Origin of the sequence: Streptomyces sp. NPDC091280, from assembly GCF_044768565.1 — a bacterium.
Lineage (GTDB): Bacteria > Actinomycetota > Actinomycetes > Streptomycetales > Streptomycetaceae > Streptomyces.
In genome coordinates this window covers 350,982-376,304 of record NZ_JBIVUZ010000004.1, presented here as the reverse complement: position 1 = coordinate 376,304, position 25,323 = coordinate 350,982, and the positions used below count along the sequence as shown (strand labels likewise).

Genomic DNA, 25,323 nt, shown 5'->3' with positions numbered 1-25,323 from the left:
CCGGCGGCGGAACGCGGCGCGGCCCGGGGAAACCGTCCGAAGGATTCGACCGCCGTCCGTGCCCGGTGTCCGATGGGCCGCGTTTCGCGGCGACCGCGCGTCGTCCCGGCCGCACCGGGCCGTGCGTCGCGGCTCAGTCGGCCAGCGGGTTGGGCACCGGGAGATAGCGGGCGTCGGCGCCGTCCGCGCCCGTCCAGCGCAGCAGCAGGTTCGTCTTGCCGGGCAGTGTGGGCGAGGCGAGGAGCGCGGCGACCTCGGGAAGGTCGTGGCGGCGGGCCAGTTCGGCGCGGACGGCGGGCCAGGGGTCCAGCTGAGGGTGGCGCTCGGCGAGGACCCCGGCGACCTCGACGAGGTGGTTGACGACGAGGCAGTACACCAGCCGCTCCCAGCCGGCGGCGCGGTCCACGTCCGACAGCAGCTTCACGCCCTCCGCGTCCCGGTACAGCGCCTGCACGGGCATGCCGTCGGCGTCGACGGCGACCACCGTGTTCTGGAGATGCGCTTCGAGTACGACGCCGTGGTCCGCGAAGGCGGCCAGCGCGGGCGATACGACCTGCCGCAGATACGCCTGCCACCAGGCCGCCGGATCGGCCGCGGCGGCGAGCGGGTCGCCGTCGAAGCCCTCGACCAGGGCCGCGGCGAGCAGCGGGGTGGTGCCGGGCAGGAGGTGGTCGCGCAGGCCGTCGCGGACCAGGACGGCGAGTTCCTCGAAGGCGAAGCCGGCGGTGCGGTAGCCGCGGTCGCTCAGCCAGCCGGCCGGGCCGCCGATCGTCGCGAAGGCGTCCCGGACGGCCGTGTCGGTGCGCCGGAGCTTGAGCAGGTCGTGGCGCCAGAGCCGGCGCACGTCGTTGGTGATCCGCACGTCCAGGCTGAACTTGAGGAACAGGTCGTCGACCGGGCTGTACACGGTACGGATCGCGGCCGTGGGCCAGACCTCGGTCGTGGTGGTGCCGAGCCGGATCAGCCGTCCGTCGGCGAAGGCGTCCGCGAGCGCGTCGCCGACGAGGTCGAGCTGCCAGGGGTGGGCGGGCAGCAGCCGGTGGCCGGGCGGGGCCGTGCCGAGCGCGTCCAGGGCCGAGGTGTCGCCCTCCTCCACGACGGCGTCCTCGCGCACCCCGAGCAGCACCAGCGGGAAGCGGGCGTAGGCCTCGGGGGCGTAGGGCAGCCAGCCGGCGACGGGGCCGCCGCCTCGGGCCTTGGGCGCGGGATGGTAGGGATGGCCGGTGATCAAGGACTGTTCGGAGCGGAGATACGGGTCGTCGGGCGCCGTCGCCCGCTCGCGCGCGGCGAGCAGCGCGGCGACCGCGTCCCGGCTGTCGGTCATCTCGGCGGGCAGCTCGTGGTTGGACACCCCGGTGTGCCGGGTCAGTTCCTCGGCGACGAGCTTCACGAGTTCGGGGTGGCCGACGCGCTCCCAGCGGCCGTCCGCGTACACCTCGGGCCCGGCGGGCCGCCGCGCGCCGCGCACCCGCAGCAGCCGGCCGCTTCCCGGCAGCCGGTACACCCCTGGCCGCCCCGGGTCCGCGAGCGGCCGGGCCACCTCGCGGAGCAGGCAGTTGAGCAGGGGCGCCGCCGCGTACGCGTCGGCGCGCTCCGCAGGTCCGGCGCCCGGAGGTGTGAAGTCGACGCGATCCATTCGTTCCCCAAGTCCGTGGCCTGCGATCGCGATCAGTATGTCTCTCGTCGTCACCGACCATGACGCCCCGTCCGCACCCGAGGAGTCGACCGTGGACCGTCCCCCGCATCCCGAGACCGAGGTCGCCGAGGAACTCGCCGCCGTACGTCCCGACCTCGTCCAACGGTACGCGGCCGAGCTGCCCGGCGCCCGTGCGGCGGTGCTCACCCGGCTGTGGCGGGCCCTCGCCCATGAGCCGCTGCCGTGGATCGTCGACCGCTCGCCGGGCCTGGTCCTGCGGCTGTCCGGCGGCCGGACGCTGCACGGCCCGCCCGCCGATCCGTACGCGACGGACGCCTACGTCAGTGTCGTGCGCCTGGACGGCCTCGCCTACGACGATCCGGCCCGGCTGATGACCGATCTCGCCGTGCCGCACGGCGACGCCTTCGCGGCCGAACTCGCGCACAGCGTGGCCTCGTTGGCGCTGTCGCGGGCCAATCGGCCAGTCCCCGCGCAGGAGTGGCCGGAGCACGACTGGGAGTGGGAGCAGCGGATCGTCGACGGGCACCCTTTCCACCCCAACTGCCGTTCCCGGCCCGGGTTCTCGGTGGCCGAGCAGCTCGCCTACGGGCCCGAGCACCGGCCGGTGGTGGCGCTGGGGTCGGTGCCGGTGCGGGCCGAGGAGTGCCTGCTGACCGGTGTGTGGCCGGACGAACTGCGGGACGCGGGACGGCTGTTGATCCCGGTGCACCCGTGGCAGGCGGCCCATGTGCTCAAGCGCGCCGGGGACCGTCCGGTGGACGCGCATCCGCTGATGTCGCTGCGGACGCTGGCGGTGGCGGGCGGTCCGCATGTCAAGACCGCGCTGAGCGCCCGGCTGACGTCCTCGGTGCGGGACATCTCGGTCTACTCGATCGGCCTCTCGGCGACCTTGTCGGCGTTCGGGGAGACCCTGGCGGCGCGCTCGGACGGCCTGTTGCACGTCACCCGCACCCTGGGCGCGGCCACCGCCGGCTCGCCCGACCTGGCGGCCGTGATGCGGGAGTCGCCGCAGACGTACGCGGACACGGCGGCGGGCGAGCGGGTGCTGCCGGTGGCCGCCCTGGCGACCACCGACCTGCCCCAATCGCCCGGCTGGCTGGCCGAATTCACCCGTCTCGCCCTCGTCGTCGGTCTGCGCCTGCTGGAGTCCGGTGTGGCCCTTGAGGCGCACGGTCAGAACCTGCTGGTGGTGCTGGACCGGACGGGTGCCCCGGTCCGTCTGGTCTACCGCGATCTCGCCGACATCCGGGTCAGCCCCAAGCGCCTTGCCCGGCACGGGATTCCGGTCCCGGAGCTGAGCGGACGGATCGTCACCGACGACGAAACCACCCTGCGCCGCAAGCTGTTCGGCTCGCTGGTGGCGGGCGCGCTCGCGGGCACGGCCGGTTCCGGTACGGCGCTCAGGGCGGCGCTGGAGAGTGCCGTACCGCGGCTGGACCCCTCGCCCGACCTGCCGATGCTGCTCCAACAGCCTTTGCCGACCAAGGCGTTGACGCTGATGCGGCTCTCACCCGAGCTGCCTGGGGACCAGTGGACCGCGCTGCCCAACCCGCTCGTTTTGGAGCCCGGTCCATCTGATCAATAGGATCCGGCGATGATCACAAGACAACGGCTGGCGGCGGGGATCTGTGCCCTGCTCGCCACCCTCACGGCCGGGGTCGCCTTCCCGGCCGGAGCGGTCGCCGACGAGACGGACTCCGCGGCCTCCCCCAAGGTCGAACTCGTGCTGGACGTCAGCGGTTCGATGAGCGCGAGGGACATCGACGGCGGTTCCCGGATGGCCGCGGCGAAGCAGGCGTTCAACGAGGTGCTCGACGCGACACCCGAGGGAGTGCAGCTCGGCATCCGCACCCTGGGCGCCAACTACCGCGGCAACGACCGGAAGACGGGCTGCAAGGACACCGCGCAGCTCTACCCGGTGGGCACCCTGAACCGCACCGAGGCCAAGACCGCGGTGGCGACGCTCACGCCCACCGGCTGGACACCGATCGGCCCGGCGCTGCTGAAGGCGGCGGACGACCTGGACGGCGGTGACGGCACCCGCCGTATCGTCCTGATCAGCGACGGCGAGGACACCTGCCAGCCGCTGGACCCGTGCGAGGTGGCCCGCGAGATCGCGGCCAAGGGCGTCGGCCTGACCATCGACACGCTGGGTCTGGTGCCGGACGCCAAGACCCGCGACCAGCTCAGCTGCATCGCGGACGCGACCGGCGGCACGTACACCTCCGTGCAGCACAAGGAGGAACTCTCCGACCGCGTGGGCCAGTTGGTGGACCGGGCCGCCGACCCGGTGGTGACCCCGGTCGCCACCGAGGGCACCGCCCAGTGCTCCGGCGCCCCGACCCTCAAGTCCGGGCTGTACACGGACCGCGAGGAGTTCGGCAAGCAGCGCTTCTACCGCGTGGACGTCGATCCGGGCCAGGAGCTGCGCGCTTCGGTGAGCGTGGGCGCCGACCGTGAAGTGAACCCGGACTACGGGGTGTTGCTGCGGGCGGTCACCGTGCACGGCCGGGAGATCGTGCGCGGCGAGGGCACGGGCGATGGCCGTACGGACGTCGTCTCCACCGGGCTGCGCTACCCGAAGGCGGAGAGCGACGACGACGACGCGCCGGCCGAGACCGTGTGTCTCCAGGTCACCAACTCCTTCTCGGCGGCCTCCGGGGTGAAGACCACCCCCGGTCTGCCCCTGGAGCTGACGGTCGACGTGGTGGACGCGCCGAGCAGGGCGAGCGACGTGGCCTCCTTCGGTCTGGGCCGGGGCTGGTGGCTGCTCGGCGCCCTGGTGCTGACCGGCTTCGTCGCGGGTCTGCTCTGGGGCTGGGTGTCACGCTGGCGGGTCGCGGTCTGGAGGACCAACTGATGCGGATCACACGCGTGTTGAGCACGGCCCTGCTGCTGACGGGCCTCGCCGCGGGACCGGCGGTGGCGGACTCCTCGCCGTCCGCGAGCGCCTCCGCATCGGACGACGGCTCGGCCCCCACCCAGGCCGGCACCTCGTTCCGTACGGCCACGGAACTCGACCAGGGGCAACAGGCCACCGCGAGCGGCTCCACGGGCGACTACCTGTACTGGTCGTTCGCCGCGGACGCCGGTCAACGCCCCACCGTCAAGGCGACGGTGAAGCTCCCGGACACCCACGCGGGCGAGACCTGGCAGCTGGACGTCTACGACGGTCTGCGGCGCCGTCAGGCCTGCCAGTACGGGGCCGCGACGCGCACCGCCGCGCAGGGCACCGCCTCGCTGGACCTGGCGTGCACGCTGCGCACGGTCCGCGCCTGGTCGGAGCAGTGGGCCAACGACCCGTTGCCCGGCACGTACTACGTCCGGCTGACGGTGGTGGACCTCCGGTCCTCGGACCTGGGCCAGCCGGTGAGCACCGAACTGCGGGTGGACTCCAAGGACATCGGCGGTTCGGCGGCGGTGGACGGCTCGCTGGCCGAGCCCCTGACACCGGGGATCGCGGTCAAGTCGACCTCGGACGAGGACAGTTCGTCCTCCACGTCGGCCGCGCTGTCGAGCATCGAGCCCGACGGCGGCTGGTCGTCGGGGTGGTGGTCCGACCGATGGGTGTGGACCGGCGTCGGCGGTGTGCTGGCCGCCCTCGCGGGGATCGGCGGCTACGCGCTGACGCGCGGCTCGGGACGGCCTCGACGCGTTCCGCCGCCCGGTATGTGACCTGGTGTGACTGATCGTCAGAAGGCCCGCCCCCGGCGGGCCTTCTGCCATTTCCCCGCGGCCGGTCAGGCCTCCCGCAGGGCCTTCGCGAGCGTGCCCTCGCCGCTCACCTCGACGCGTCCGGCACGCACCGCGTCGGGCAGGCTCAACTCCCCCTGGGCGAGGGCCGTACAGGTGTCGGCGTCGAGGGCGAGCCGGGCGTCGGGCTCCCGGGGCGCGGGCCCCTCGCCGTAGACCGCGCCGTCCGCCTCCGGCCCCACGAACACATGGAACTCCCCCTCCTCCAGCCGGACTTCGACCAGCCCCTCGCCCTCCAGCGCCCGCAGCAGCGGCAGCGCGAACCAGTGGGCGCGCACCGCGTCGGTGGGCCGCCGCTCCCCCAGTTCGGGCCCGCCCCAGGCGCCGAGGGCCTGGAGGACGGGCAGCAACTCCCGCCCGCGTGCGGTGAGTTCGTAGACGTAGGCGGCGCCGGGCGGCGGCAGCCGGCGCCTCGTGGTGAGCCCGTCGCGCTCCATGTCCTTCAGCCGTGAGGCGAGGACGTCCGTGCTGACACCCGGCAGATCGGCGTGCAGGTCCGTGTAGCGGCGCGGTCCTGCGAGGAGTTCGCGGACGATCAGCAGGGTCCAGCGGTCGCCGACGAGGTCGAGGGCGCGGGCCGCGGAACAGTACTGGTCGTAGCTTCGGCGAGGTGACATGCGACGCAGTCTAGACATGTTGTTGGACTTTCCAAGCTCACACTTGGTAAAACCAAGCAACACACGAAGCCGATGGGGCGAGGGCGCAATGGAGTTCCGGCAGTCGAGCAAGCTCAGCGAGGTCTGTTACGAGATCCGCGGTCCCGTGATCGAGCACGCCAACGCACTGGAGGAGGCGGGCCACAGCGTCCTGCGGCTGAACACCGGCAACCCCGCGCTCTTCGGCTTCGAGGCACCCGAGGAGATCATCCAGGACATGATCCGGATGCTCCCCCAGGCACACGGCTACACGGACTCGCGGGGCATCCTCTCGGCCCGCCGCGCGGTCGCCCAGCGCTACCAGACGCTCGGCCTGGAGGTGGACGTCGACGACGTCTTCCTGGGCAACGGCGTCTCCGAGCTGGTCTCCATGGCCGTACAGGCGCTCCTGGAGGACGGCGACGAAATCCTCATCCCCGCCCCGGACTTCCCGCTCTGGACGGCGGTGACGACCCTCTCCGGCGGCAAGGCCGTGCACTACCTGTGCGACGAACAGGCCGACTGGTACCCGGACCTGGACGACATGGCGGCGAAGATCACCGACCGCACCAAGGCCGTCGTCATCATCAACCCGAACAACCCCACCGGCGCCGTCTACCCCAAGGAGATCGTCGAGGGCATCCTCGACCTCGCCCGCCGCCACGGCCTGATGGTCTTCGCCGACGAGATCTACGACCAGATCCTCTACGACGACGCCGTGCACCACACGGCCGCCGCGCTCGCCCCCGACCTGGTCGTCCTCACCTTCTGCGGGCTGTCGAAGACGTACCGGGTGGCCGGCTTCCGCTCGGGCTGGCTGGTGGTGACGGGCCCCAAGCAGCACGCGAAGAACTACCTGGAGGGCCTGACGATGCTGGCCTCCATGCGGCTGTGCCCCAACGCGCCCGCGCAGTACGCCATCCAGGCCGCGCTGGGCGGCCGGCAGTCCATCCGTGATCTGACCGTCCCGGGCGGGCGGCTGTACGAACAGCGCGACGTGGTGTGGGAGAAACTCAACGAGATCCCGGGCGTCTCGTGCGTGAAGCCGAAGGGCGCGCTGTACGCGTTCCCCCGGCTCGACCCCAAGGTGCACAGGATCCACGACGACGAGAAGTTCGTCCTGGACCTGCTGCTCCGGGAGAAGATCCAGGTGGTGCAGGGCACCGGCTTCAACTGGCCGACGCCCGACCACTTCCGCATCCTCACGCTGCCGCACGCGGACGACCTGGAGGCGGCGATCGGGCGGATCGGGCGGTTCCTCGGCGGGTACCGGCAGTAGCGGGCACCACCGGCGACAGATATCCGCGCGGCGCCTTGGGTAGCTCCTCCGCATGACCGCCCGCCCGCTGCTGCTCCTCGACGTCGACGGCCCGCTGAACCCGTACGGCGCCCGGTTCCTGCGCCACCGGGGCTATGTCACCCACCGGATGTGGCCGCCGAACTGGGCGGCCCGCCAGCGGGCGGGCTCCCGGCGGCTGCGGCGCGGGCTGCGCGTACGCCTGCACCCGGGGCACGGCGAGCGCATACTCGCGCTCCCGTACGAGCCGGCCTGGGCCACCACCTGGATGCACCACGCCAACGAGATGATCGCGCCGGTGATCGGGCTCCCGGGGGACCTGCCGGTGATCGAGTTCACCGGGCTGTTCGCGAAGGACCCGGACGGCCTCTACTGGAAGACCCGCCAGGTGGTGGCCTGGGCGGCGGGACGGCCCTTCGTCTGGGTCGACGACCTGGTCACCGACCTGGACGTACGACATGTCGAGGCACACCATGACGGACCCGCGCTCCTCCTCAAGGTGGACCCGCGCCGGGGCCTGCGCGCGACCGATTTCGCGACGCTGGAGCGCTGGGCCCATAGCCTGTGAGGTATGGGTGATCTTTTCCTCGTACGGCACGGAGAGACCGAATGGTCCCGCTCGGGGCGGCACACCGGCCGGACCGACGTCCCGCTGACCGAGAAGGGGCGCACGGAGGCACGCGGCCTGGTCCCGCTGATCCGCTCCCACCGGGTCGGCGCCGCCTTCGTCAGCCCCTCGCAGCGGGCCCGGGAGACCGCCGAACTGATCGGCCTGACGGACGTACGGATCGACCCGGATCTGCGGGAATGGGACTACGGCGGCTACGAGGGGATCACGACCGTCGAGATCCAGCGCACCCGGCCCGACTGGTTCCTGTTCACCGACGGGGTCCCGCCCGGACCGCCCGACCACCCCGGGGAGAGCGTCGAACAGGTAGGGCAGCGCGCCGACCGCGTGCTGGCCAAGGTCGACGCGGCGCTCGCCAACACCGAGGGCGTGGTGGTGCTGGTCGCGCACGGCCACTTCCTGCGGGTCCTCACCGCGCGGCGGCTCGGGCTGCCACCGGCGGACGGGGCGCTGTTCCAGCTCGCGACCGGGACGCTGTGCCGACTGGGCACGGAGCACGGGCGGCCGGTGATCGCCGCGTGGAATGTCAGACCTCCGTCGTAGCCTTCGAATGAGCCGTCCGCAGGCCGCGAACGCATCGGGAGGAGCACGCCGTGACACGACCGCCGACCGCCGCGCAGCGGCGTGTCGTCGACGCCGCCGACCCGGTCACCGGGCGGCTGCGGGGCACGGAGCCGCAGCTCGCCGCGCTGGTGCTGCGGGGGCTCGCGTTCCGGCATCCGCGCCCGCCGCACAACCACTTCCTGACCCCGGCGGGGCATCGGCTGCGGGAGTCCGCCCCGGAGGCCGCCGAGCCCGTAGTGGTGGCGCCCGCGACCGCCGGGGTGTTCGCCGCGCGGATCGGCGGCGAGGACGGGCCGGTCTCCGGTCCGGCGCGCACCCGTGAGGTGCACAGCGCCTGGCAGGGACTGCTGGAGCTGCGCCGGATGACCAACCCGGACGGCTCCGTGGACCGGCCGTGCGGCTGGGAGCGCACCCATCTGGTGCAGGCCGCGGCGCTGGCCCTGGAGGCGGCCGGGCACCGCCCCTCCACGCGGGACGACATGGCGGGTTACCGGGTACGGGCCACCCCGCAGCCCGAGGCCGTCGCCGTGCGCGACCCGGACGGGGCGGCGCTGCGCGACTGCGCGCAGACCCTGGAGCGGGCGGGCTGGCAGGTGAGCGAGCACAACGAGCCGCGTACGAGGGCGAGTTACCTGCTGGCCTCACCGCGAAGAAGCTGAGGGACATGCCAAGATCGGTGCGGCAGATCGTCCGTCAGTGCGAGAAGGGAACGCAGTGAGCGAGCCGTTTTCCGTCCCGGTGACCGTCCGCGGATACGAGACCGACGCCCTGGGACACCTCAATCAGAGCGTGTACCTCCAGTACGCGGAGCATGCCCGCTGGGCGCTGTTGCAGGCCGCGGGGGTGGGTCAGACCGAGCTGCTCGCCGAGGGGATCGGGCCGGTCGTGCTGGAGACGACGATCCGCTATCTGCGGGAGCTGCGCGCGGGCGAGGACGTCGAGGTGAGCTGTGTCTTCGAGTGGGGCGAGGGCAAGACGTTCCGGATCACCCAGACGGTCACCAAGACCGACGGCACGGTCTCCGCGGAGGTCGCGTCGGTGGGCGGGCTGATGGACCTGAAGGAGCGCCGGCTGGTGGCTCGGCCCCAGGAGTCCTTCAAGCGGCTGACGACCGATCCGGGCCTGTTCGGGCTCTGAGCCGGGGCGCCGTCGCCCTCACTCCGCCGCGTGCTCGGCGTCGTAGGCCGCGCGCGACTCGGCGATGCGGACGCGGTTGCGCTCGGCCCAGTCCGTCAGGCCTTGCAACGACTCGTGCAACTCCTGGGCCACCGGGGTGAGTCGGTACTCCACCCTGGGCGGCACGGTCGGGAAGACGGTGCGGACGACGAGTCCGTCGCGCTCCAGGTTGCGCAGGGTGAGGGTCAGCATGCGGCGGCTGATGCCCTCGATGCCGCGCTCCAACTCGGTGAAGCGGATGGGGCCGTGGGCCGCCGCGACCAGGATCTGCACGCTCCATTTCCCGGCGACCCTGTCAAGAACCTCGCGCACCGGGCAGGCGTGCGCGTTCACCACCTGGACGGTTACACCGGTGTTCCCCTGGGACATCGAAGTGCCTCCTTTCGCCGGTCTCCATGGTTCCTGACGATGTTCCCCGTTACAAGTCGTGCACCTATGGGTGCGACGGAGAACAACGGAGGCCACGAGCCATGTCGACCCTGTCCGAGGCACCACCGCGCAGGCCCGAACGACCGTACTCCCGCCGGGCGTCCCTCGTCGTCCTGTGCGCGGGGACGCTGATGACGATCCTGGACGGCAACATCGTCACGGTCGCCATGCCGGCGATCCAGCGCGACCTCGGCTTCTCCGGGCCGGACCTGGCCTGGGTGGTGAACGCCTATCTGATCCCGTTCGGCGGGCTGCTGCTCCTCGTCGGACGGCTGGGCGATCTGGTCGGCCGCAAGCGGATGTTCACGGCGGGGCTCGCCGTGTTCACGGTGGCCTCGGTGCTGTGCGGGATCGCGACGAGCCAGGGCATGCTGCTCGCGGCCCGCGCCGTGCAGGGGGCCGGCGGGGCGATGGCCTCGGCGGTCGTCCTCGGGATGCTGGTCGGGCTCTTCCCCGAACCGCGTGAACTCGCCCGCGCCATCGCGGTGTTCAGCGCGGTCGGGGCGGGCGGCGGAGCCCTCGGCACCTTCCTCGGCGGGGCGCTGACCCAGGCCCTGGACTGGCACTGGATCTTCCTCATCAACCTGCCGGTAGGGATCGCGGCCTGGCTCGCGGCCGTCCGCGTCCTCGCCCCGGAACAGGGCACCGGACTCGGCAGGGGCGCCGACTACCCGGGCGCCGCGCTGATCACCGGAGCGCTGATGCTCACGGTCTACGTCATCGTCGGCACCGGCGCCCGCTCCCGCACCGCCACCCTCCTGACGGCCGCCCTCGCGCTGGGCCTCTTCACGGCGTTCACCGTCCGCCAGGCGAGGGCCGCCCGCCCGCTGCTGCGCCTGCGTCTGTTCCGCTCCCGCCTGGTGGCCGGGGCGAACGCCGTGCAGATCCTGCTGATCGGCACCATGTTCGGCTTCCAGTTCATCGGCGCGCTGTACGTCCAACGCGTGCTCGGGTTCGGCGAGTTGCTGACCGGTACGGCGTTCCTGCCGGCGCCGGTCACGATCGGCGTCCTGATGCTGGGCCTGTCGGCGCGGACCATCGGCCGCTTCGGCGCGTACCGGGTGCTGCTCGCCGGGCTGGTCCTGATCGTCGTGGGAATGGGGCTGCTGAGCCGGGCCCCCGCCGACGGCTCGTACGTCGCCGACGTGCTGCCACCGCTGCTCCTGCTGGCCACCGGGTTCGCCGCCGCGATGCCCGCGCTGACCGGGCTCGCCATGTCGGGGGCGCGGGAGGAGGACGCGGGACCGGCCTCGGGGCTCTTCAACACCACGCAGATGGTGGGCGGTTCACTGGGCCTCGCGGTGCTGTCCACGCTGGCGGCGGGCCGGACCGACGAACTGCTCGCCCGGGGCGCGGAGTTGGTCCCGGCGACCGCCGCGGGCTACCAACTGGCCTTCCGGGTGGCGGCCTTGGTCGCGGCGGCGGCGCTGGTCCTGGCGGCGGGGGTGCTGCGGGGGCGCGACTGACACCGCCCCCGCAGCCGCCCGGGTCATCCCTCGGCGAAGGCCGCCCGGTGGTCCTGGACCCACTCCCGGTAGGTGCGCGCGGGGCGGCCCAGGACCTCCCGCACGTCCTCGGTGACGACCTCGTTGCCGCCGTCGCGGACGAACTCCCGGCTGATCTCGGAGGCGTCGACGAAGGTGTCGCTGAAGCCGAGCCCGAGCAGATACGCGCGCGCCTCGGCGGAGTTCAGGTCGCGCACCTCGACGGCCCGCCCCAGGACCTCGGCCAGCACGGCGGCCTGGTCCGGCACGCTCAGCACCTCGGGTCCGGTCAGCGTGTACGTCCGCCCCGAGTGGCCCGGGTCGAGCAGCGCGGCCACCGCCACCTCGGCCACGTCACGCGGGTCGACCACCCCCTGGCCGCCGGTGCCGCTGGTGTTCGGCAGCGGGGTGCCCGACCGGACGGGTGCGGCCCAGCCCAGCGTGTTCGAGGCGAACGCGGAGGGGCGCAGGACGGTCCACTCCAACCCGCTGTCCCGCACCGCCTGTTCACCGGCCACGTGCCAGGTGCCGACCGGTCCGACGGCGGGCTCGCCGGTGCCGATGCCGGACAGCTTCACGATCCGGCGCACACCCGCCGCCCGCGCGGCCTCGACCAGACCCCGGTCCTGCTCCGCGTCGTCCGGTCCGAACACGCCGACCAGGAAGGCGACTTCGGCACCGGTCAGGGCCGCGTCCACGGAGGCCCGGTCGGCGGGACACCCCCGCACGCTCTCCGCCGCCGAGGGGATCCGGGCCTTGTCGGGGTCCCGGGTCAGGGCGCGCACCTTCTCGCCGCGCGCCACGAGCTGTCGTACGACCTCGCTGCCGATGGTGCCCGTGGCACCCGTCACTAGGATCATGACCACCACGGTGGGCGGGAGGGCGCCTTCGGTTCTAGGAGATTCCGGCACGTTCGGAGGCCCGGTGCGGGAGGGTGGCGCGCTTACCGTGGAGGGGTGACGAACTCCGAAGTGTCCGAACGGGAGTTGCCGCTGCCGGACGCGCTGCGCCCCTGGGTCGCGCGCATCGCCGATCTGAGGGTGAACCGCCTCCCGATGGAGCCGTTCACCCATCTCCCGGACACGGCGACGAAGTTGGTGGTCCGGGTCGAGGGGAACGGCCGCCCCGGTGTGCTCGTGGTCGGGCCGCGCGTGCGGGCCACCTATCACGCGGCCAAACACCTCGTGTCCTGCACGGAGTTGCGGCTCACCCCGGGCACCGCCCGCCCGCTGCTCGGTGTTCCGGCCGTCGAGCTGGTCGGCCGGGCCCTGCCCCTGGACGAGCTGCCCGGCCCGGTCGCCCGTCAACTGGCCGTGGAACTGCGCGGGTTGGCGCCCGAGGCGGCGGTCGCGCGACTCGCCGAGGTCGTCCCGGCCCGCCTCACCGCCGTCGCGGACGGCGCACGCACCGAACTCGTCCGGGCCGGTGTCGACGCAATGTCGCTCCGCACCGGTCACCTGCCCGGCCCGGTACCCGCCGTCGCCCGTGAACTCGCCGTCAGCGAGCGCCAGTTGCGCAAGCTGTTCGCCGAGGGGGTCGGTCTCTCCCCCAAGCACTACGCCCGGATCAACCGGGTGCGCGCCGTGGTGGCCCACGCCACCGAACTCTCCTGGGCCGAACTCGCCGCCGTCACCGGCTACTACGACCAGTCCCACATGACGTCCGACTTCCGCGCCCTGATGGGTGTCCCGCCCCGGTCGTACTTCACCGGGCGGCTCCCGGAGGCCCTGCCCTGCCGGGCGGCGGTCCGGCGCGGCTGAATTCGGGTGCGGGCCGCCCCGTCCGCCTGCGATGCTCCGGGCCATGGCCGCACGACGTGTCAGACCCAGCCTGTACCTCTCCGTCGACATCGAGGCCGACGGCCCGATCCCGGGCCCGTACTCCATGCTGAGCTTCGGCGCGGCCGTGGCCGGGACACAGGACGCCGACGGGTTCACCCCGGCGGATGCGGAGAAGCTGACCTTCTACCGTGAACTGCGGCCGATCAGCGCGGAGTTCGTGCCGGAGGCGCTCGCGGTGAGCGGGCTCGACCGGGAGCGCCTCGGGCGTGAGGGGGCGGAACCGGCCGCGGCACTGGGCGAGTTCACCGACTGGGTGCGTGCCGTCTCGGTGGGCGCCCAGCCGGTGATGTGCGGCTATCCGGCGTCGTACGACTGGATGTTCCTGTACTGGTACCTGATCCGGTTCACCGGTGCGAGTCCCTTCGGGCACTCCGGCTGCCTCGACATGAAGACGCTGTACGCGGCGAAGGCCCGGCTGCCGCTGCGTGCCGTCGCGAAGGGCACCATGCCGCGCAAGCTGCTGTCCCGGCGCCGGCACACCCACCACGCCCTCGACGACGCGATCGAGCAGGCCGAGCTGTTCGCCAACCTCATGGCGTGGCAGGGGAATTGACGGTGACGTCGTGACGGAGTCGGCCTGCCGCCGCTCGTCAGTGCGCGGCCACGATCTCGTGCCCCGGCTCCGCCGAGCGGGCCGGGTCCTGCGCGTTCCGGATCCGGCCGAGGTGGTTGAAGACGAGGTTGAGGGCCACCGCCGTGACGCAGCCGGTGGAGATGCCGGAGTCGAGGACGATCCTGAGGGTCTGCGGGAACGCGTGGTAGAAGTCCGGTGCGGTGATCGGGATGATGCCGACGGCCAGCGAGACCGCCACGATCAGGACGTTGTCGCCCTGTTCCAGGCCCGCCTTGACCAGGGTCTGGATGCCGCTGGCGGCGACCGAGCCGAACAGGACGACGCCCGCGCCGCCGAGCACCGGGCGCGGTACGACGGCGATGAGTGACGCGGCCATCGGGCACAGGCCCAGCAGGACCAGGAAGCCGCCGCCGGTGGCGACGACGTAGCGGCTGCGGACGCGGGTCATCGCGACCAGGCCGATGTTCTGGGCGAAGGCGCTGCACATGAAGCCGTTGAAGAGGGGGCTGAGCGCCGAGCCGAGGGTGTCGGCGCGCAGGCCCGCGGCGATGGTCGCCTCGTCCGCCGGGCGCTCCACGATCTCGCCCAACGCCAGCATGTCCGCGGTGGATTCGGTCATCGAGACCACCATCACGACGCACATCGAGACGATCGCGGCGAGCTGGAACTGCGGTGCGCCGAAGTGGAAGGGGCTCGGGAAGCCGATCACGTCGGCGTCCGCGACCGGGCCGAAGTCCGTGGCGCCGAAGGGGATCGCGAGCAGCGTGCCGATCAACAGGCCGAGCAGGACGGCCACTTGCCGGGTGAAGCCACGGGTGAAGCGGCGGAGGACCAGCACGATGACGAGGGTCGCCGCCGCCGGTCCCAGGTTGGCCGCCGAACCGTAGTCGTGCGCGGAGGGGTCGGGTCCCTGTGCCCAGCCGAAGGCGACCGGCAGCAGGGACACGCCTATGAGGGTGATCACGGTGCCGGTGACGACCGGCGGGAAGAAGCGGACCGCCTTGCCGAAGAAGGGGGCGGCGAGGAAGCCGAGCAGGCCGGCGACGATCACCGCGCCGAAGATCACCGGCAGCGCGTCCGCCTTGTCCTTGGTGGAGGCGGCGATGGCGGTCATCGGGGCGACCCCGGCGAAGGTGACACCGTTGACGAAGGGCAGCCGGGCGCCGATCCTCCAGATCCCGAGGGTCTGGAGGAAGGTGGCGAGTCCCGCGGTGAAGAGACAGGCGCCGGTGAGGAAGGTGAGGTCGGCGCCGGAGAGGCCGACGGCCGCCCCGATGATCAGCGGCGGGGCGACGACACCCGCGTACATGGCGGCCACGTGTTGCAGGCCCGTGGTGGCCATCTTGAGGACCGGTGGTTTCTCGTCGACGGGGTGAACGGTCACTGCGGTTCCTCCGGGTCAGCTGACACGTCGGCTCTGACGTGGGTTCGGTGGAGGTGGTGCGCGGTCGTGCGGGACCGGAGACGGAACCCGACAAAAGGGGTGTATATAGCCGTTCCGGGGCGCGCGGATGCATACGCGCGCCCCGGCCACGGCCACCGGATGAGGGCCGTCCCCCTCAACCGGAGATCTTGGACCGACCGAACGGCCTAAGCGCCGAACGTTCGACCGCTCAGCCCCGCGCGGCGATCCGCGCCAGCCGCCGGGCCTCTTCCCGCGTGGAGCGGGCGATGGCGTCCTCGTCCACGTGCAACAGGCGTCCCGCTTCCACGATCTGACGGCCGTTCACGAACGACGCGGTGACCGGCGCCGCCGCGCCGAAGACCAGCGCGGTCACCGGGTCGGCGATCGAGGCGTGCGCGAGGGTGTCCAGGTTCCACAGCACCAGGTCGGCCAGCTTGCCGGGCTCCAGGGAGCCGATCTCGCCCGCGCGGCCCAGGACTTGGGCGCCGCCGTAGGTGCCGAGGCGCAGCGCCTGGCGGGCGTTGAGGGCGGCCTCGCGGTGGGCGCCGAGGCGGTTGATGAGGAGCGCGTTGCGCAGTTCGGTGTGGAGTTCGCCGGACTCGTTCGAGGCGGTGCCGTCGACGCCGAGGCCGACCGGGACGCCGGCGGCGAGCAGGTCGGGGACGCGGGCGATACCGGCCGCGAGGCGGGCGTTGGAGGACGGGCAGTGGGCGACACCGGTCCGCGTACGGGCGAAGGCGGCGATGTCGGAGTCGTTCATGTGGACGCAGTGCGCCATCCACACGTCCTCGCCGAGCCAGCCGGTGGACTCGAAGTAGTCGGTCGGGCCCATCCCGAACAGTTCCTTGCAGAACTGCTCCTCCTCGACGGTCTCCGAGCCGTGCGTGTGCAGCCGTACGCCGAGCCGGCGGGCCAACTCGGCGCCCTGCCGCAGCAGTTCGGTCGAGACGGAGAACGGAGAGCAGGGCGCCACGGCCACCTGCGTCATCGCGTCGAAGGAGGCGTCGTGGTGCTCCCGTACCGTCGCCTCGGTCGCGGCGAGGGCGCCTTCCAGGCTCTCCACGGCGAAGTCGGGCGGCAGCCCGCCGTCCTTCTCGCTGCGGTCCATCGAGCCGCGCGCCAGCGTGAAGCGGACGCCGGTCTCACGGGCCGCGCCGATGATGGCGCCGGAGAGGTCGCCGGAGCCCTTGGGGAAGACGTAGTGGTGGTCCATCGCGGTGGTCACCCCGCCGCGCGCCATCATCGCGAGGGAGCCCTGCGCGGCGGCGCGGACCATCGGCTCGTCGATGCGCGCCCAGGTCGGGTACAGCGCGACCAGCCAGTCGAAGAGATTGTGGTCGGTGGCCAGGCCCCGGGTGATCCACTGGTAGAAGTGGTGGTGGGTGTTGACCAGGCCGGGGGTCACCAGGTGGCCCGAGGCGTCGATCCGGCGTACGACGTTCTCCAGGCCCTCGGGCGCGCCGCCCGGCCCGAGCGACTCGATGCGGTTGCCGGCGACGACGAGGTGACCGGTGGCGTACTCGGTGTCGTCGGCGTCGACGGTCGCGATCGAACAGTTCTCGATGACGATGCGCTGCGCTGCTGCCATGGTTCGTCCTATGCGCTGTGTGGAGTGGGCACGGCAGGACCCGGGGATTTGAGTACCGCGGCCCGCACGGACGGGCGGGCCGCGGGTGCCGCAAGGGAAGCCGCTCGAAAGGGAGTTGCTCAGAGGCCGCAGGGACCTCGGAGATGTCAGAGGTTGGTGAGGTCCGCCGGGATGCTCGCCGCGCAGCCGTCCCGCAGGACGGTCGCCTCGATCAGGCCGTAGGGCCGGTCGGCGGCGAAGTACACCTCGTTGTCGTTCTTCAGCCCGAACGGCGCCAGGTCCACGAGGAAATGGTGCTTGTTGGGGAGCGAGAAGCGGACCTCGTCTATCTCCTCGCGGTGGTCGATTATCCGCGCGCCCATCTGGTAGAGGGTCTGCTGGAGCGAGAGCGAGTACGTCTCGGCGAAGGCCTGGAGCATGTGCTGCTTCGTCCGCTCGTAGGACTCCTCCCAGTCCGGCATCTCCTGTGCGTCGTCGGTCCAGTTGAAGCGCCAGCGCCCGGACACCTCGGTCGCGAGGATGCGGTCGTAGGCCTCGGGGAGGGTCGTGTACTTGTCCTTGACGTAGCCCCAGAACTCGGAGTCCGTCGAGTTGAGTACGGTCAAGTCCTTGAGTCCGGAGACGACTTCCCAGTTCCGGCCGTCGTAGGTGATCTGGGTGAGCCGGGTCTCCTGGCCCTTGCGGACGAAGGAGTGGCCTCCCGTCGTACGCTCCCAGGCGTACTCCTCGACACGGATGCGGGCCCGTCCGATCGGCTCCTGCGAGGTGACGAAGTGCCGGGCGAGGTGGATGCCGAACTGCTCGGCGGACTCGATGCCGTGCTCCTTGGCGAACGCGTACACCGTGTTCTTGGTGGTGTCGGTCGGCAGCACGTTGGCGTTCGAGCCGGAGTAGTGGACCTCGTCCATGTCGCCGCTCAGCGACACGGAGACGTTGAGGTCCTTGATGTGGTGGGTGGCGCCGTCCCGCGTGATCCTGACGACTCGGTTCTCGGCCTTGCCGTACTGGTTCTGTCCAAGAAACGTGGGCATCTTCTGCTAGCTCCCTCGGTATACGGAGTAGCCGAACGGGTTGAGCAGCAGCGGTACGTGGTAGTGCTCGCCGGGGTTCACGGCGAAGGTGATCGCCACCTCCGGGAAGAACACTCCGGCCGTACCGCTGTCCCGATTCGCGGGGGCGTCCTGCTGCGCATCGGCTTGCTTGTTCTCTGAACGCTGGAAGTACGGTTCCACCGCGAAGTCGAGCCGTACGTGTGTGGTGCCTGCCGGCAGTGCCGGGAGGTCCTTGCACCGCCCGTCCGCGTCGGTCGCGGAACCGCCGAGCGCCTGCCAGTCCGCCAACGGGCCGCTGCGGGCGGCGAGTTGGACGGTGACACCGGCCGCCGGGCGGCCGACGGAGGTGTCCAGGACGTGCGTGGACACCGAGGCGGTGGTGCTGCCGCTCATGCCGTTCCCTCTTCCGCTTCCTCTGCTGCGAGCCCGGTCAGCCGGATACGGTTGATCTTCCCCAACTCGGTGCGGACGATCTCGCGTTCCCGCTCCGGCGAGTTGCCGATCCGTTCCCTGACCGCGTCGCGCAGCTGCTCGGCGGTGCGGCCGGTGGCGCAGATCAGGAAGACATGGCCGAACCGCTCCTGGTAGGCCAGGTTCAGTTCGAGCATCTCGGCCTTCAGCGCCTCGGAGGCTCCCGCCATGCCGCGCTGTTCACGGGCGGAGGTGGGATCGCCGGGCCTGGGGCGACCGATGGGCGGATGACCGGCCATCGCCTCGGCGAGGTCGTCGGCGGTCAGTTCCTTCATGGCCGCGTCGCTCGCGGAGCAGAGGTCCTCGGCTCCGCTGTACGGGCGGGCGGTGAGCAGTCGCCGGGCCCACACCGTGGAGGCACACACCTCGCGGAGGGCGGCGAAGGCCGCGTGTTCCTCCAGGGCGTTGAACCGGGCGAGGCCCAGGGGCGTGGAAGTCGGCGTCATGGCGTCAGCTAACGCTCCCACGCGACATCGAGTCAACACTTTGTTGAAAATTCGGGGTAACGAAACGCGGCGCGGGCGTCCGCCTCGCACCTCGGGCACCCCTCCCGCGACCCAGACGTCCCTCCCGCGACTCAGACGTCCGTCTCTCCGCTCAGGCGTCCTTCTCGCGATTCAGGTAGTTGTACACGGTGAAGCGGCTGACCCCGAGGGCGCTCGCCACGGTCTCCACCCCGTGCCGCACCGAGAAGGCACCGCGCGCCTCCAGCGTCCGTACGACCTCCTGCTTGGCCTTGCGGTCCAGGTCGGCGAGGGGCTTGCCCTTCTTGCGCTCCATCGCGGCCAGGATGTGGTCCAGCGAGTCCGCGAGCTGCGGCAGGCGCACGGCGACCACGTCAGCGCCCTCCCAGGCGAGCACGACATCGTCGGGCCCGGCCTCGTCGGGCGCGACCAGTTCGCCGCCCATCGCGTCGACCAGCGGCTTCACGGCGGTGATGAAGGGCTCGTCGCCGACGCCCGTCACTTCTCGCCCTCGCCGATCACGTTGAGCTGGAGCGAGATCCGGGTGGCGCCGGCGTCCAGGGTCCTGCGCAGCAGGGCGTCCACGGCGGCGAGCACCGCGTCGGCACCGCCCTCGGCCGTGTTGCCGAACGGTCCGACGTCCACGGAGTCCAGCTCCGCCGCCTCGACGACCCCCCTGGCGACCAGCGCATGCGCGGGGGCCTCTTCGAGGTCGAAGGGCTCTGTCGTGAACTCCACTCGCAATCGCACGCGCTCAACCTAACGCGCGGTGCCGTTTTCCGCCGAGCCCTCTTGACAAGCTCCGACGCCCGACGGCAATCTTCCATTAAGCAGAAATAATATTCCACAATACGGAATACAACAGCCGCCCCGGCATCCCCGCCCGCCATTGCGACACGGAAGGGAGCGCGACCCCGATGCCAGCTTTCACATGGGACACAGCCGCAGACCAGCGCTTCGACGTCAACCTGTCGATCCTCTTCACCGAACTCCCGCTCCTGGAGCGCCCCGCGGCGGCAGCCGCGGCCGGCTTCACCGCGGTCGAGCTGTGGTGGCCCTGGGTCGACACCCCCACCCCGCCGCAGTCCGAACTCGACGCCCTCAAGCGGGCGTTGGAGGACGCGGGCGTCCAGCTCACCGGCCTGAACTTCTACGCCGGACAGCTCCCGGGACCGGACCGGGGCGCCCTGTCGATCCCGGGCGAGGAGTCGGAGCGGTTCCGCGCGAACATCGACGTGGCCGCCGACTTCGCTGGCTCGCTCGGCGCCACCGCCCTCAACGCGCTCTACGGCAACCGCGTCGCGGGCGTCGACCCGGCCGAGCAGGACGCGCTCGCGCTGGAGAACCTGGTCCTCGCGGCCCGTGCCGCCGACCGGATCGGCGCGGTCCTCCTGATCGAGGCGCTGAACCGGCCCGAGTCGCCGCACTACCCGCTCGTCAGCGCCCCCGCCGCCGTGGGGGTCGTCGACAAGGTGAACGCGGCGAGCGGCCTGGGCAACGCGCGCTTCCTCATGGACCTCTACCACCTGTCCATGAACGGCGAGGAACTCCCGTCGGTGATCGAGCAGTTCGCGGCGAAGACCGGCCATGTGCAGATCGCGGACAACCCGGGCCGCGGCGCCCCCGGCACCGGCACCCTCCCCCTCGAAGACCTCCTCGGCCGGCTGCGGAAGGCCGGTTACGACGGCTGGGTGGGCCTGGAGTACAAGCCCGGCGACCGCCCGAGCGCCGAGGCCTTCGACTGGCTGCCCAACTGACCCTCACCGAAAGGCACTTCCGATGAGCACGCTTCCCAAGATCGCCTGGATAGGCCTCGGCATCATGGGCTCCCCCATGTCCGAGAATCTGCTCAAGGCGGGCTACGACGTCACCGGATTCACGCTGGAACAGGACAAGTTGGACCGCCTGGCCACCGCCGGCGGCAGCGCGGCCGGTTCCATCGCCGAGGCCGTGCGCGACGCCGACGTGGTGATCACGATGGTGCCCGCGTCCCCCCAGGTCGAGGCCATCGCCTACGGCCCGGACGGCATCCTGGAGCACACGCGCGCCGGCGCCCTGCTGATCGACATGTCGTCGATCACCCCGCAGACCTCGATCGACCTGGCAAAGGCCGCCGCGGACAAGGGAGTTCGCGTCCTGGACGCCCCCGTGTCGGGCGGCGAGGCCGGGGCGATCGAGGCCGTGCTGTCCATCATGGTCGGCGGCGACCGGGCCGACTTCGACGAGGCGCGGCCGGTCTTCGAGGCGCTCGGCAGGACCATCGTGCTGTGCGGTCCGCACGGCTCAGGCCAGACCGTGAAGGCCGCCAACCAGCTGATCGTCGCCGTGAACATCCAGGCGTGCGCCGAGGCCGTGGTCTTCCTGGAGAAGTCGGGCGTGGACCTGGCCGCCGCGCTCGACGTCCTGGGCGGCGGCCTCGCGGGCTCGACCGTGCTGGCGCGGAAGAAGGACAACTTCCTCAACCGCGACTTCAAGCCGGGCTTCCGGATCGACCTGCACCACAAGGACATGGGCATCGTCACGGACGCGGCCCGCAATGTCGGCGCGGCCCTGCCGGTCGGCGCGGTGGTGGCCCAACTCGTCGCGTCGCTGCGGGCCCAGGGCGACGGCGGCCTCGACCACTCGGCGCTCCTGCGCGCCGTCGAGCGACTCTCCGGCGCACGGCTCTGAGACTTCCGGGCGGCGCCACCGCCGACATCTGTCCTGTCGCGCCCAGGCGGTGACACCGCCCGGAACCACACCCAGCAGCCCGACCAGCGGAACCAGCTGCGAACCATCTGAACCAGCTCAACCAGCTCAACCAGCTCAACCAGTACGACAACAGACGGCTCGTGTGTGCCGGACGACCCGGATGAGGGGTGGTCGTCGGTACGACACGGGCGGGCCGGGACCGTGGCGGTGTGCGAGCCAGTGCGGTGGTGAAGGTCCCGGGGTCTCCTTCTCGACCTGAGAGAAGCAGCCCCGGTTCCGTCGCGACCGCCGCGGTCCCGGCCGAAACACCATGACCCCGTCCGGCGGCGCGAATGTCCTGTCGCGCCCAGCCTCGCGCCGTCGGACGGCCACCACGAAGAGCGCCGCCGACGGCGCTCTTCGGCGTTTCCGGGTGCGGATCCGCCGTACGCGCAGGAGCCTTGACGCATGACACATCCACCGGCGGAGTTCCCGCACATCGTGGTCCACGCCCCGGCCCTGGACGGCTCCCGCCGGGTCACCACCGGCGACGAGACCCTCGGGGTCGCCTCCCATCTGGACGACGTCGTCGAGATCCTGCGGCTGGCGGACCTGGACCGGATCGAGGTCGAGGTGAGCGACCTGATCGAGTGGCAGGGCGGCGGACCGGAGGACTGGCCGGGACTGTCGGAACACCACGACCAGTGAGCGGGGGCCGGCGGTCGGCATCGCCCCGAACAGGAGGGTCGACGCGGCCCCGAGCATGACGGAGGGGGCCGTCCCGAAGGACGGCCCCCTCCGCTCCTCCCGCGGTCTCAGACCTTCAGCGTCCTGACCGAGGTCGGTGCGTGGCCGGGCTCGGTCGCGATCTCCTCGAACTCCACGACCTCGCCGATGTCGTTCGTCCGGCTCATGGAGATGTTGGTGACGCGCTCCAGGATCGCCTCGACGACGACCGGCACGCGGAACTCCGCGGCGAGCTTCTTCGCCTGTTCGAAGGCGGTGCCGAGTTCGGCGGGGTCGGTGACCCGGATGGCCTTGCAGCCCAGGCCCTCGACGACCTTGACGTGGTCGACGCCGTAGACGCCCAGCTCGGGCGAGTTGATGTTCTCGAACTCCAGATTGACCTGGAAGTCGATGTCCAGGCCGAGCTGTGCCTGCCGGATGAGGCCCAAGTAGGCGTTGTTCACCAGGACATGGACGTACGGGATGCGGTGCTGGGCCCCGACCGCCAGCTCCTCGATCATGAACTGGAAGTCGTAGTCGCCGGAGAGCGCGACGACGGACGCCTCGGGGTCGGCCTTGGCGACGCCCAGGGCGGCCGGGATCGTCCAGCCGAGCGGGCCCGCCTGGCCGCAGTTGATCCAGTGGCGGGGGCGGTAGACGTGCAGCAACTGGGCGCCGGCGATCTGCGAGAGGCCGATGGTGGAGACGTACCGGGTCTCCGGGCCGAAGGCCTTGTTCATCTCCTCGTAGACGCGCTGCGGTTTGATCGGGATGTCGTCGAAGTGCGTACGGCGCTGGAGGGTCGACCTCTTCTCCTGCGCGGAGGCGGCCCACGCGGAACGATCGGGCAGGCGGCCCGCGTCCTTCAACTCCCTTGCCACCGCGACGAAAAGCTCCAGTGCCGCCTTCGCGTCGGAGGCGATGCCGTAGTCGGGGGCGAAGATCCGGCCGATCTGGGTGGGCTCGATGTCGACGTGGACGAAGGTGCGTCCGGCGGTGTAGACGTCCAACTTGCCGGTGTGGCGGTTGGCCCAGCGGTTGCCGATGCCGAGGACGAAGTCGGACTCCAGGAAGGTCGCGTTGCCGTAGCGGTGCGAGGTCTGGAGGCCGACCATGCCGGCGTTCAGTTCGTGGTCGTCGGGCAGGGCGCCCCAGCCCATCAGGGTGGGAACGACCGGGGTGCCGGTCAACTCGGCGAACTCGACGAGGAGTTCGGCCGCGTCGGCGTTGATGACACCGCCGCCGGCGACGATCAGCGGGCGTTCGGAGGCGTTGAGGAGGGCGAGCGCCTTCTCGATCTGGGGGCGGGTCGCGGCCGGTTTGTAGACCGGCAGCGGCTCGTACGTCTCCGGGTCGAACTCGATCTCGGTGAGCTGGACGTCGATCGGCAGGTCGACGAGGACCGGGCCGGGGCGGCCCGAGCGCATCAGATGGAAGGCCTGCTGGAAGACGCCCGGGACCTGGGCCGCCTCCAGGACGGTGACCGCCATCTTCGTCACCGGTCCGGCGATCGAGGCGATGTCGACGGCCTGGAAGTCCTCCTTGTGGATGACGGAGGTCGGGGCCTGGCCCGTGATGCACAGGATCGGGATCGAGTCGCCGGTCGCGGAGTAGAGGCCGGTGATCATGTCGGTGCCGGCCGGGCCCGAGGTGCCGATGCAGACGCCGATGTTGCCGGGGCGGGTGCGGGTGTAGCCCTCGGCCATGTGGGAGGCGCCCTCGACGTGCCGGGCGAGGGTGTGGTGGATGCCGCCGGATGCCTTGAGGGCGGCGTAGAAGGGGTTGATCGCCGCGCCGGGGACGCCGAACGCGTCGCTGACGCCCTCGCGCTTGAGGATCTCGACTGCCGCGCGGGCAGCGGTCATACGAGCCATGGAGTACTCCTGCTTCGGCTGTCGGATTCGCTTCACCGTCGCGCCCGCGGTGACTGATGTCCGCACCATATTCCACAATACGGAAACCAGATTCTACTATCTGGAAGAAATGTAAGTGGAGCCACGAAGGCCGTCAAGAGACGGACAAGCAGGGGTTTCCAGGAGGACGATGGGGCGCATGTCCGAGAGCGTGCCGGTGCGCTGTCCGGCCTGCCGCCGTGAGCACGTCTATGCCGCGCCGTCCTATCCCTGTGTCTGCGGTGCCCCCGTGGCACCGCCGCTGGATCCGCGCGGCGCGGCCACGGCCGTGAGCCACCGGGTCTGGGACGAGGACTGGATCGCGGTGCGCTGCGAGGCCTGCGGGCGTCTGGACGAATGGCCCTACCCGGAACTGGGCTGCCCGTGCGGGACGCTGCTGCGGATCCCGGTCGCCGGGGAGGAGCCGCCGGCGCAGCCGGCCGCGAGCGTCGCCCTGGTCGACACCGGGGTCCGGGACCGGCCGGCCTTCCAGCCCGTCACGATCCGCACCGCGCGCGACGCGGTCACGGCCGCCGCGCTCTATCTCCGCTGGCTCGGCTACCGGGACATCCGCCGCGCCGACCAACGCCCCCCGTCCGGCATCGGCCTGGCCGCGCGCGGCATCCTGGTACAGGTGGACCCCACGGTCCGCCCCGCGTCACTCCGGGACGTGGAGTGCCTGTGGCTCACGGCGATGACAGAATCCACGGACTGCGTCTACTTCTCCCTGGCCGGCTACGCCGACGAAGCCCGAGCCCGCGCCGAAACCCTGCGCGTCCCCCTCTTCGTCCTGGACCTCACGGGCACCCCCCAGCCGGTCAACGAACAGGCCGACCAACTGGACGCGGCGGGCGGTTAGTTCACGGACGACGAGATCCACGACCGCCAGCCGATCAGACGCACCGACTCCGAGACGTCCCGGGCACGGGCCCGGGCCCGAACCCGGGACGACACGCCTGGTGAGCGGCGCGGCCAGCCAACTCGGCGCCACAGGGCACCAGTTCGCCAGTCAGCGAC

The 25,323-nt window shown here is 71.6% G+C and carries 27 protein-coding genes; 15 read left to right on the top strand and 12 right to left on the bottom strand.

Translation table 11 applies throughout. The features are described from left to right. Nucleotides 1-133: 133 nt before the first annotated feature. Nucleotides 134-1,636, bottom strand: coding sequence for an IucA/IucC family protein (locus ACIQPR_RS14985; protein ID WP_403647307.1), 1,503 nt, complete (start codon nucleotides 1,634-1,636; stop codon nucleotides 134-136). A 37-nt stretch (nucleotides 1,637-1,673) separates the two neighbouring features. Here ACIQPR_RS14985 and ACIQPR_RS14980 point away from each other — a divergent pair, with 37 nt between their 5' ends. From ACIQPR_RS14980 to ACIQPR_RS14970, 3 genes are read left to right on the top strand one after another with little or no spacing between them, the layout of a single operon-like run. Beyond that, the gene (locus tag ACIQPR_RS14980) at nucleotides 1,674-3,242 is read left to right on the top strand and encodes an IucA/IucC family protein (protein WP_403647304.1); all 1,569 of its coding nucleotides are present in this window, start codon (nucleotides 1,674-1,676) and stop codon (nucleotides 3,240-3,242) included. A gap of 9 nt (nucleotides 3,243-3,251) precedes the next feature. After that, a complete protein-coding gene (locus tag ACIQPR_RS14975) occupies nucleotides 3,252-4,517 on the top strand; it encodes a VWA domain-containing protein (protein ID WP_403647301.1) in 1,266 nt (421 codons plus the stop codon). Further along, on the top strand, nucleotides 4,517-5,332 hold the full coding sequence (locus tag ACIQPR_RS14970; RefSeq protein ID WP_403647298.1) for a hypothetical protein: 816 nt from the start codon (nucleotides 4,517-4,519) through the stop codon (nucleotides 5,330-5,332). Before ACIQPR_RS14975 ends, ACIQPR_RS14970 begins: the two co-directional genes overlap by 1 nt. Before the next feature lie 65 nt (nucleotides 5,333-5,397). Here ACIQPR_RS14970 and ACIQPR_RS14965 read toward each other — a convergent pair whose 3' ends face one another. After that, a complete protein-coding gene (locus ACIQPR_RS14965) occupies nucleotides 5,398-6,027 on the bottom strand; it encodes a winged helix-turn-helix transcriptional regulator (RefSeq protein WP_403647296.1) in 630 nt (209 codons plus the stop codon). An 88-nt stretch (nucleotides 6,028-6,115) separates the two neighbouring features. Here ACIQPR_RS14965 and ACIQPR_RS14960 point away from each other — a divergent pair, with 88 nt between their 5' ends. From ACIQPR_RS14960 to ACIQPR_RS14940, 5 genes are read left to right on the top strand one after another with little or no spacing between them, the layout of a single operon-like run. Continuing rightward, nucleotides 6,116-7,324, top strand: coding sequence for a pyridoxal phosphate-dependent aminotransferase (locus ACIQPR_RS14960; protein WP_403647293.1), 1,209 nt, complete (start codon nucleotides 6,116-6,118; stop codon nucleotides 7,322-7,324). A gap of 52 nt (nucleotides 7,325-7,376) precedes the next feature. Further along, nucleotides 7,377-7,910, top strand: a complete 534-nt coding sequence (locus ACIQPR_RS14955) for an HAD domain-containing protein (RefSeq protein ID WP_403647290.1) — start codon at nucleotides 7,377-7,379, stop codon at nucleotides 7,908-7,910. Nucleotides 7,911-7,913: 3 nt separating this feature from the next. Beyond that, the gene (locus ACIQPR_RS14950) at nucleotides 7,914-8,513 is read left to right on the top strand and encodes a histidine phosphatase family protein (RefSeq protein WP_403647287.1); all 600 of its coding nucleotides are present in this window, start codon (nucleotides 7,914-7,916) and stop codon (nucleotides 8,511-8,513) included. 50 nt (nucleotides 8,514-8,563) lie between these two features. Next, nucleotides 8,564-9,193 (top strand): hypothetical protein, encoded by a 630-nt coding sequence (locus ACIQPR_RS14945; protein WP_403647285.1) that lies wholly within the window; start codon nucleotides 8,564-8,566, stop codon nucleotides 9,191-9,193. Nucleotides 9,194-9,248: 55 nt separating this feature from the next. Next, nucleotides 9,249-9,671, top strand: coding sequence for an acyl-CoA thioesterase (locus ACIQPR_RS14940; protein ID WP_403647283.1), 423 nt, complete (start codon nucleotides 9,249-9,251; stop codon nucleotides 9,669-9,671). A gap of 18 nt (nucleotides 9,672-9,689) precedes the next feature. Here the strand turns inward: ACIQPR_RS14940 and ACIQPR_RS14935 are convergent, their stop codons facing one another. Next, complete coding sequence (locus ACIQPR_RS14935) at nucleotides 9,690-10,079, bottom strand: winged helix-turn-helix transcriptional regulator (protein ID WP_403647280.1); 390 nt, start codon at nucleotides 10,077-10,079, stop codon at nucleotides 9,690-9,692. A gap of 101 nt (nucleotides 10,080-10,180) precedes the next feature. Between ACIQPR_RS14935 and ACIQPR_RS14930 the strand changes: the two genes are divergently transcribed. Then, nucleotides 10,181-11,605, top strand: coding sequence for an MFS transporter (locus ACIQPR_RS14930; protein WP_403647277.1), 1,425 nt, complete (start codon nucleotides 10,181-10,183; stop codon nucleotides 11,603-11,605). 23 nt (nucleotides 11,606-11,628) lie between these two features. On the opposite strand, the gene ACIQPR_RS14925 is transcribed toward ACIQPR_RS14930, so the two are convergent. Next, on the bottom strand, nucleotides 11,629-12,483 hold the full coding sequence (locus ACIQPR_RS14925; RefSeq protein ID WP_403647274.1) for an NAD(P)H-binding protein: 855 nt from the start codon (nucleotides 12,481-12,483) through the stop codon (nucleotides 11,629-11,631). Nucleotides 12,484-12,579: 96 nt separating this feature from the next. Here ACIQPR_RS14925 and ACIQPR_RS14920 point away from each other — a divergent pair, with 96 nt between their 5' ends. Continuing rightward, a complete protein-coding gene (locus ACIQPR_RS14920) occupies nucleotides 12,580-13,383 on the top strand; it encodes a helix-turn-helix domain-containing protein (protein ID WP_403647271.1) in 804 nt (267 codons plus the stop codon). 43 nt (nucleotides 13,384-13,426) lie between these two features. Then, complete coding sequence (locus ACIQPR_RS14915; protein WP_403647268.1) at nucleotides 13,427-14,017, top strand: exonuclease; 591 nt, start codon at nucleotides 13,427-13,429, stop codon at nucleotides 14,015-14,017. Nucleotides 14,018-14,054: 37 nt separating this feature from the next. On the opposite strand, the gene ACIQPR_RS14910 is transcribed toward ACIQPR_RS14915, so the two are convergent. The 7 genes from ACIQPR_RS14910 to ACIQPR_RS14880 form a co-directional block, all read right to left on the bottom strand. Next, on the bottom strand, nucleotides 14,055-15,422 hold the full coding sequence (locus ACIQPR_RS14910; protein WP_403647266.1) for a nucleobase:cation symporter-2 family protein: 1,368 nt from the start codon (nucleotides 15,420-15,422) through the stop codon (nucleotides 14,055-14,057). 229 nt (nucleotides 15,423-15,651) lie between these two features. Then, nucleotides 15,652-17,031: an 8-oxoguanine deaminase gene (locus ACIQPR_RS14905; RefSeq protein WP_403647264.1), complete on the bottom strand. Its 1,380-nt coding sequence runs from the start codon at nucleotides 17,029-17,031 to the stop codon at nucleotides 15,652-15,654. Nucleotides 17,032-17,177: 146 nt separating this feature from the next. Beyond that, on the bottom strand, nucleotides 17,178-18,062 hold the full coding sequence (gene pucL / locus ACIQPR_RS14900) for a factor-independent urate hydroxylase (RefSeq protein ID WP_403647261.1): 885 nt from the start codon (nucleotides 18,060-18,062) through the stop codon (nucleotides 17,178-17,180). A gap of 6 nt (nucleotides 18,063-18,068) precedes the next feature. Next, nucleotides 18,069-18,476 (bottom strand): hydroxyisourate hydrolase, encoded by a 408-nt coding sequence (gene uraH / locus ACIQPR_RS14895; protein ID WP_403647258.1) that lies wholly within the window; start codon nucleotides 18,474-18,476, stop codon nucleotides 18,069-18,071. Beyond that, entirely contained in the window at nucleotides 18,473-19,000 is a 528-nt protein-coding gene (gene uraD / locus ACIQPR_RS14890; RefSeq protein ID WP_403647255.1) for a 2-oxo-4-hydroxy-4-carboxy-5-ureidoimidazoline decarboxylase, read from the bottom strand. Before uraD ends, uraH begins: the two co-directional genes overlap by 4 nt. Before the next feature lie 151 nt (nucleotides 19,001-19,151). Beyond that, nucleotides 19,152-19,520 (bottom strand): helix-turn-helix domain-containing protein, encoded by a 369-nt coding sequence (locus ACIQPR_RS14885; RefSeq protein ID WP_403647252.1) that lies wholly within the window; start codon nucleotides 19,518-19,520, stop codon nucleotides 19,152-19,154. Next, nucleotides 19,517-19,768: a hypothetical protein gene (locus ACIQPR_RS14880; protein WP_403647250.1), complete on the bottom strand. Its 252-nt coding sequence runs from the start codon at nucleotides 19,766-19,768 to the stop codon at nucleotides 19,517-19,519. Before ACIQPR_RS14880 ends, ACIQPR_RS14885 begins: the two co-directional genes overlap by 4 nt. A 167-nt stretch (nucleotides 19,769-19,935) precedes the next feature. On the opposite strand from ACIQPR_RS14880, the gene ACIQPR_RS14875 reads away from it, so the two are divergent. The 3 genes from ACIQPR_RS14875 (at nucleotide 19,936) to ACIQPR_RS14865 (ending at nucleotide 22,396) form a co-directional block, all read left to right on the top strand. Beyond that, a complete protein-coding gene (locus tag ACIQPR_RS14875) occupies nucleotides 19,936-20,775 on the top strand; it encodes a TIM barrel protein (RefSeq protein ID WP_403647247.1) in 840 nt (279 codons plus the stop codon). A 22-nt stretch (nucleotides 20,776-20,797) separates the two neighbouring features. Continuing rightward, entirely contained in the window at nucleotides 20,798-21,688 is an 891-nt protein-coding gene (locus tag ACIQPR_RS14870) for a 2-hydroxy-3-oxopropionate reductase (protein ID WP_403647244.1), read from the top strand. A gap of 468 nt (nucleotides 21,689-22,156) precedes the next feature. After that, nucleotides 22,157-22,396: a hypothetical protein gene (locus ACIQPR_RS14865; protein ID WP_403647241.1), complete on the top strand. Its 240-nt coding sequence runs from the start codon at nucleotides 22,157-22,159 to the stop codon at nucleotides 22,394-22,396. 107 nt (nucleotides 22,397-22,503) lie between these two features. Here ACIQPR_RS14865 and gcl read toward each other — a convergent pair whose 3' ends face one another. Continuing rightward, entirely contained in the window at nucleotides 22,504-24,288 is a 1,785-nt protein-coding gene (gcl, locus tag ACIQPR_RS14860) for a glyoxylate carboligase (protein ID WP_403647238.1), read from the bottom strand. 169 nt (nucleotides 24,289-24,457) lie between these two features. Here gcl and ACIQPR_RS14855 point away from each other — a divergent pair, with 169 nt between their 5' ends. After that, nucleotides 24,458-25,165: a hypothetical protein gene (locus tag ACIQPR_RS14855; protein ID WP_403647235.1), complete on the top strand. Its 708-nt coding sequence runs from the start codon at nucleotides 24,458-24,460 to the stop codon at nucleotides 25,163-25,165. The last annotated feature ends 158 nt before the right edge of the window (nucleotides 25,166-25,323 follow it).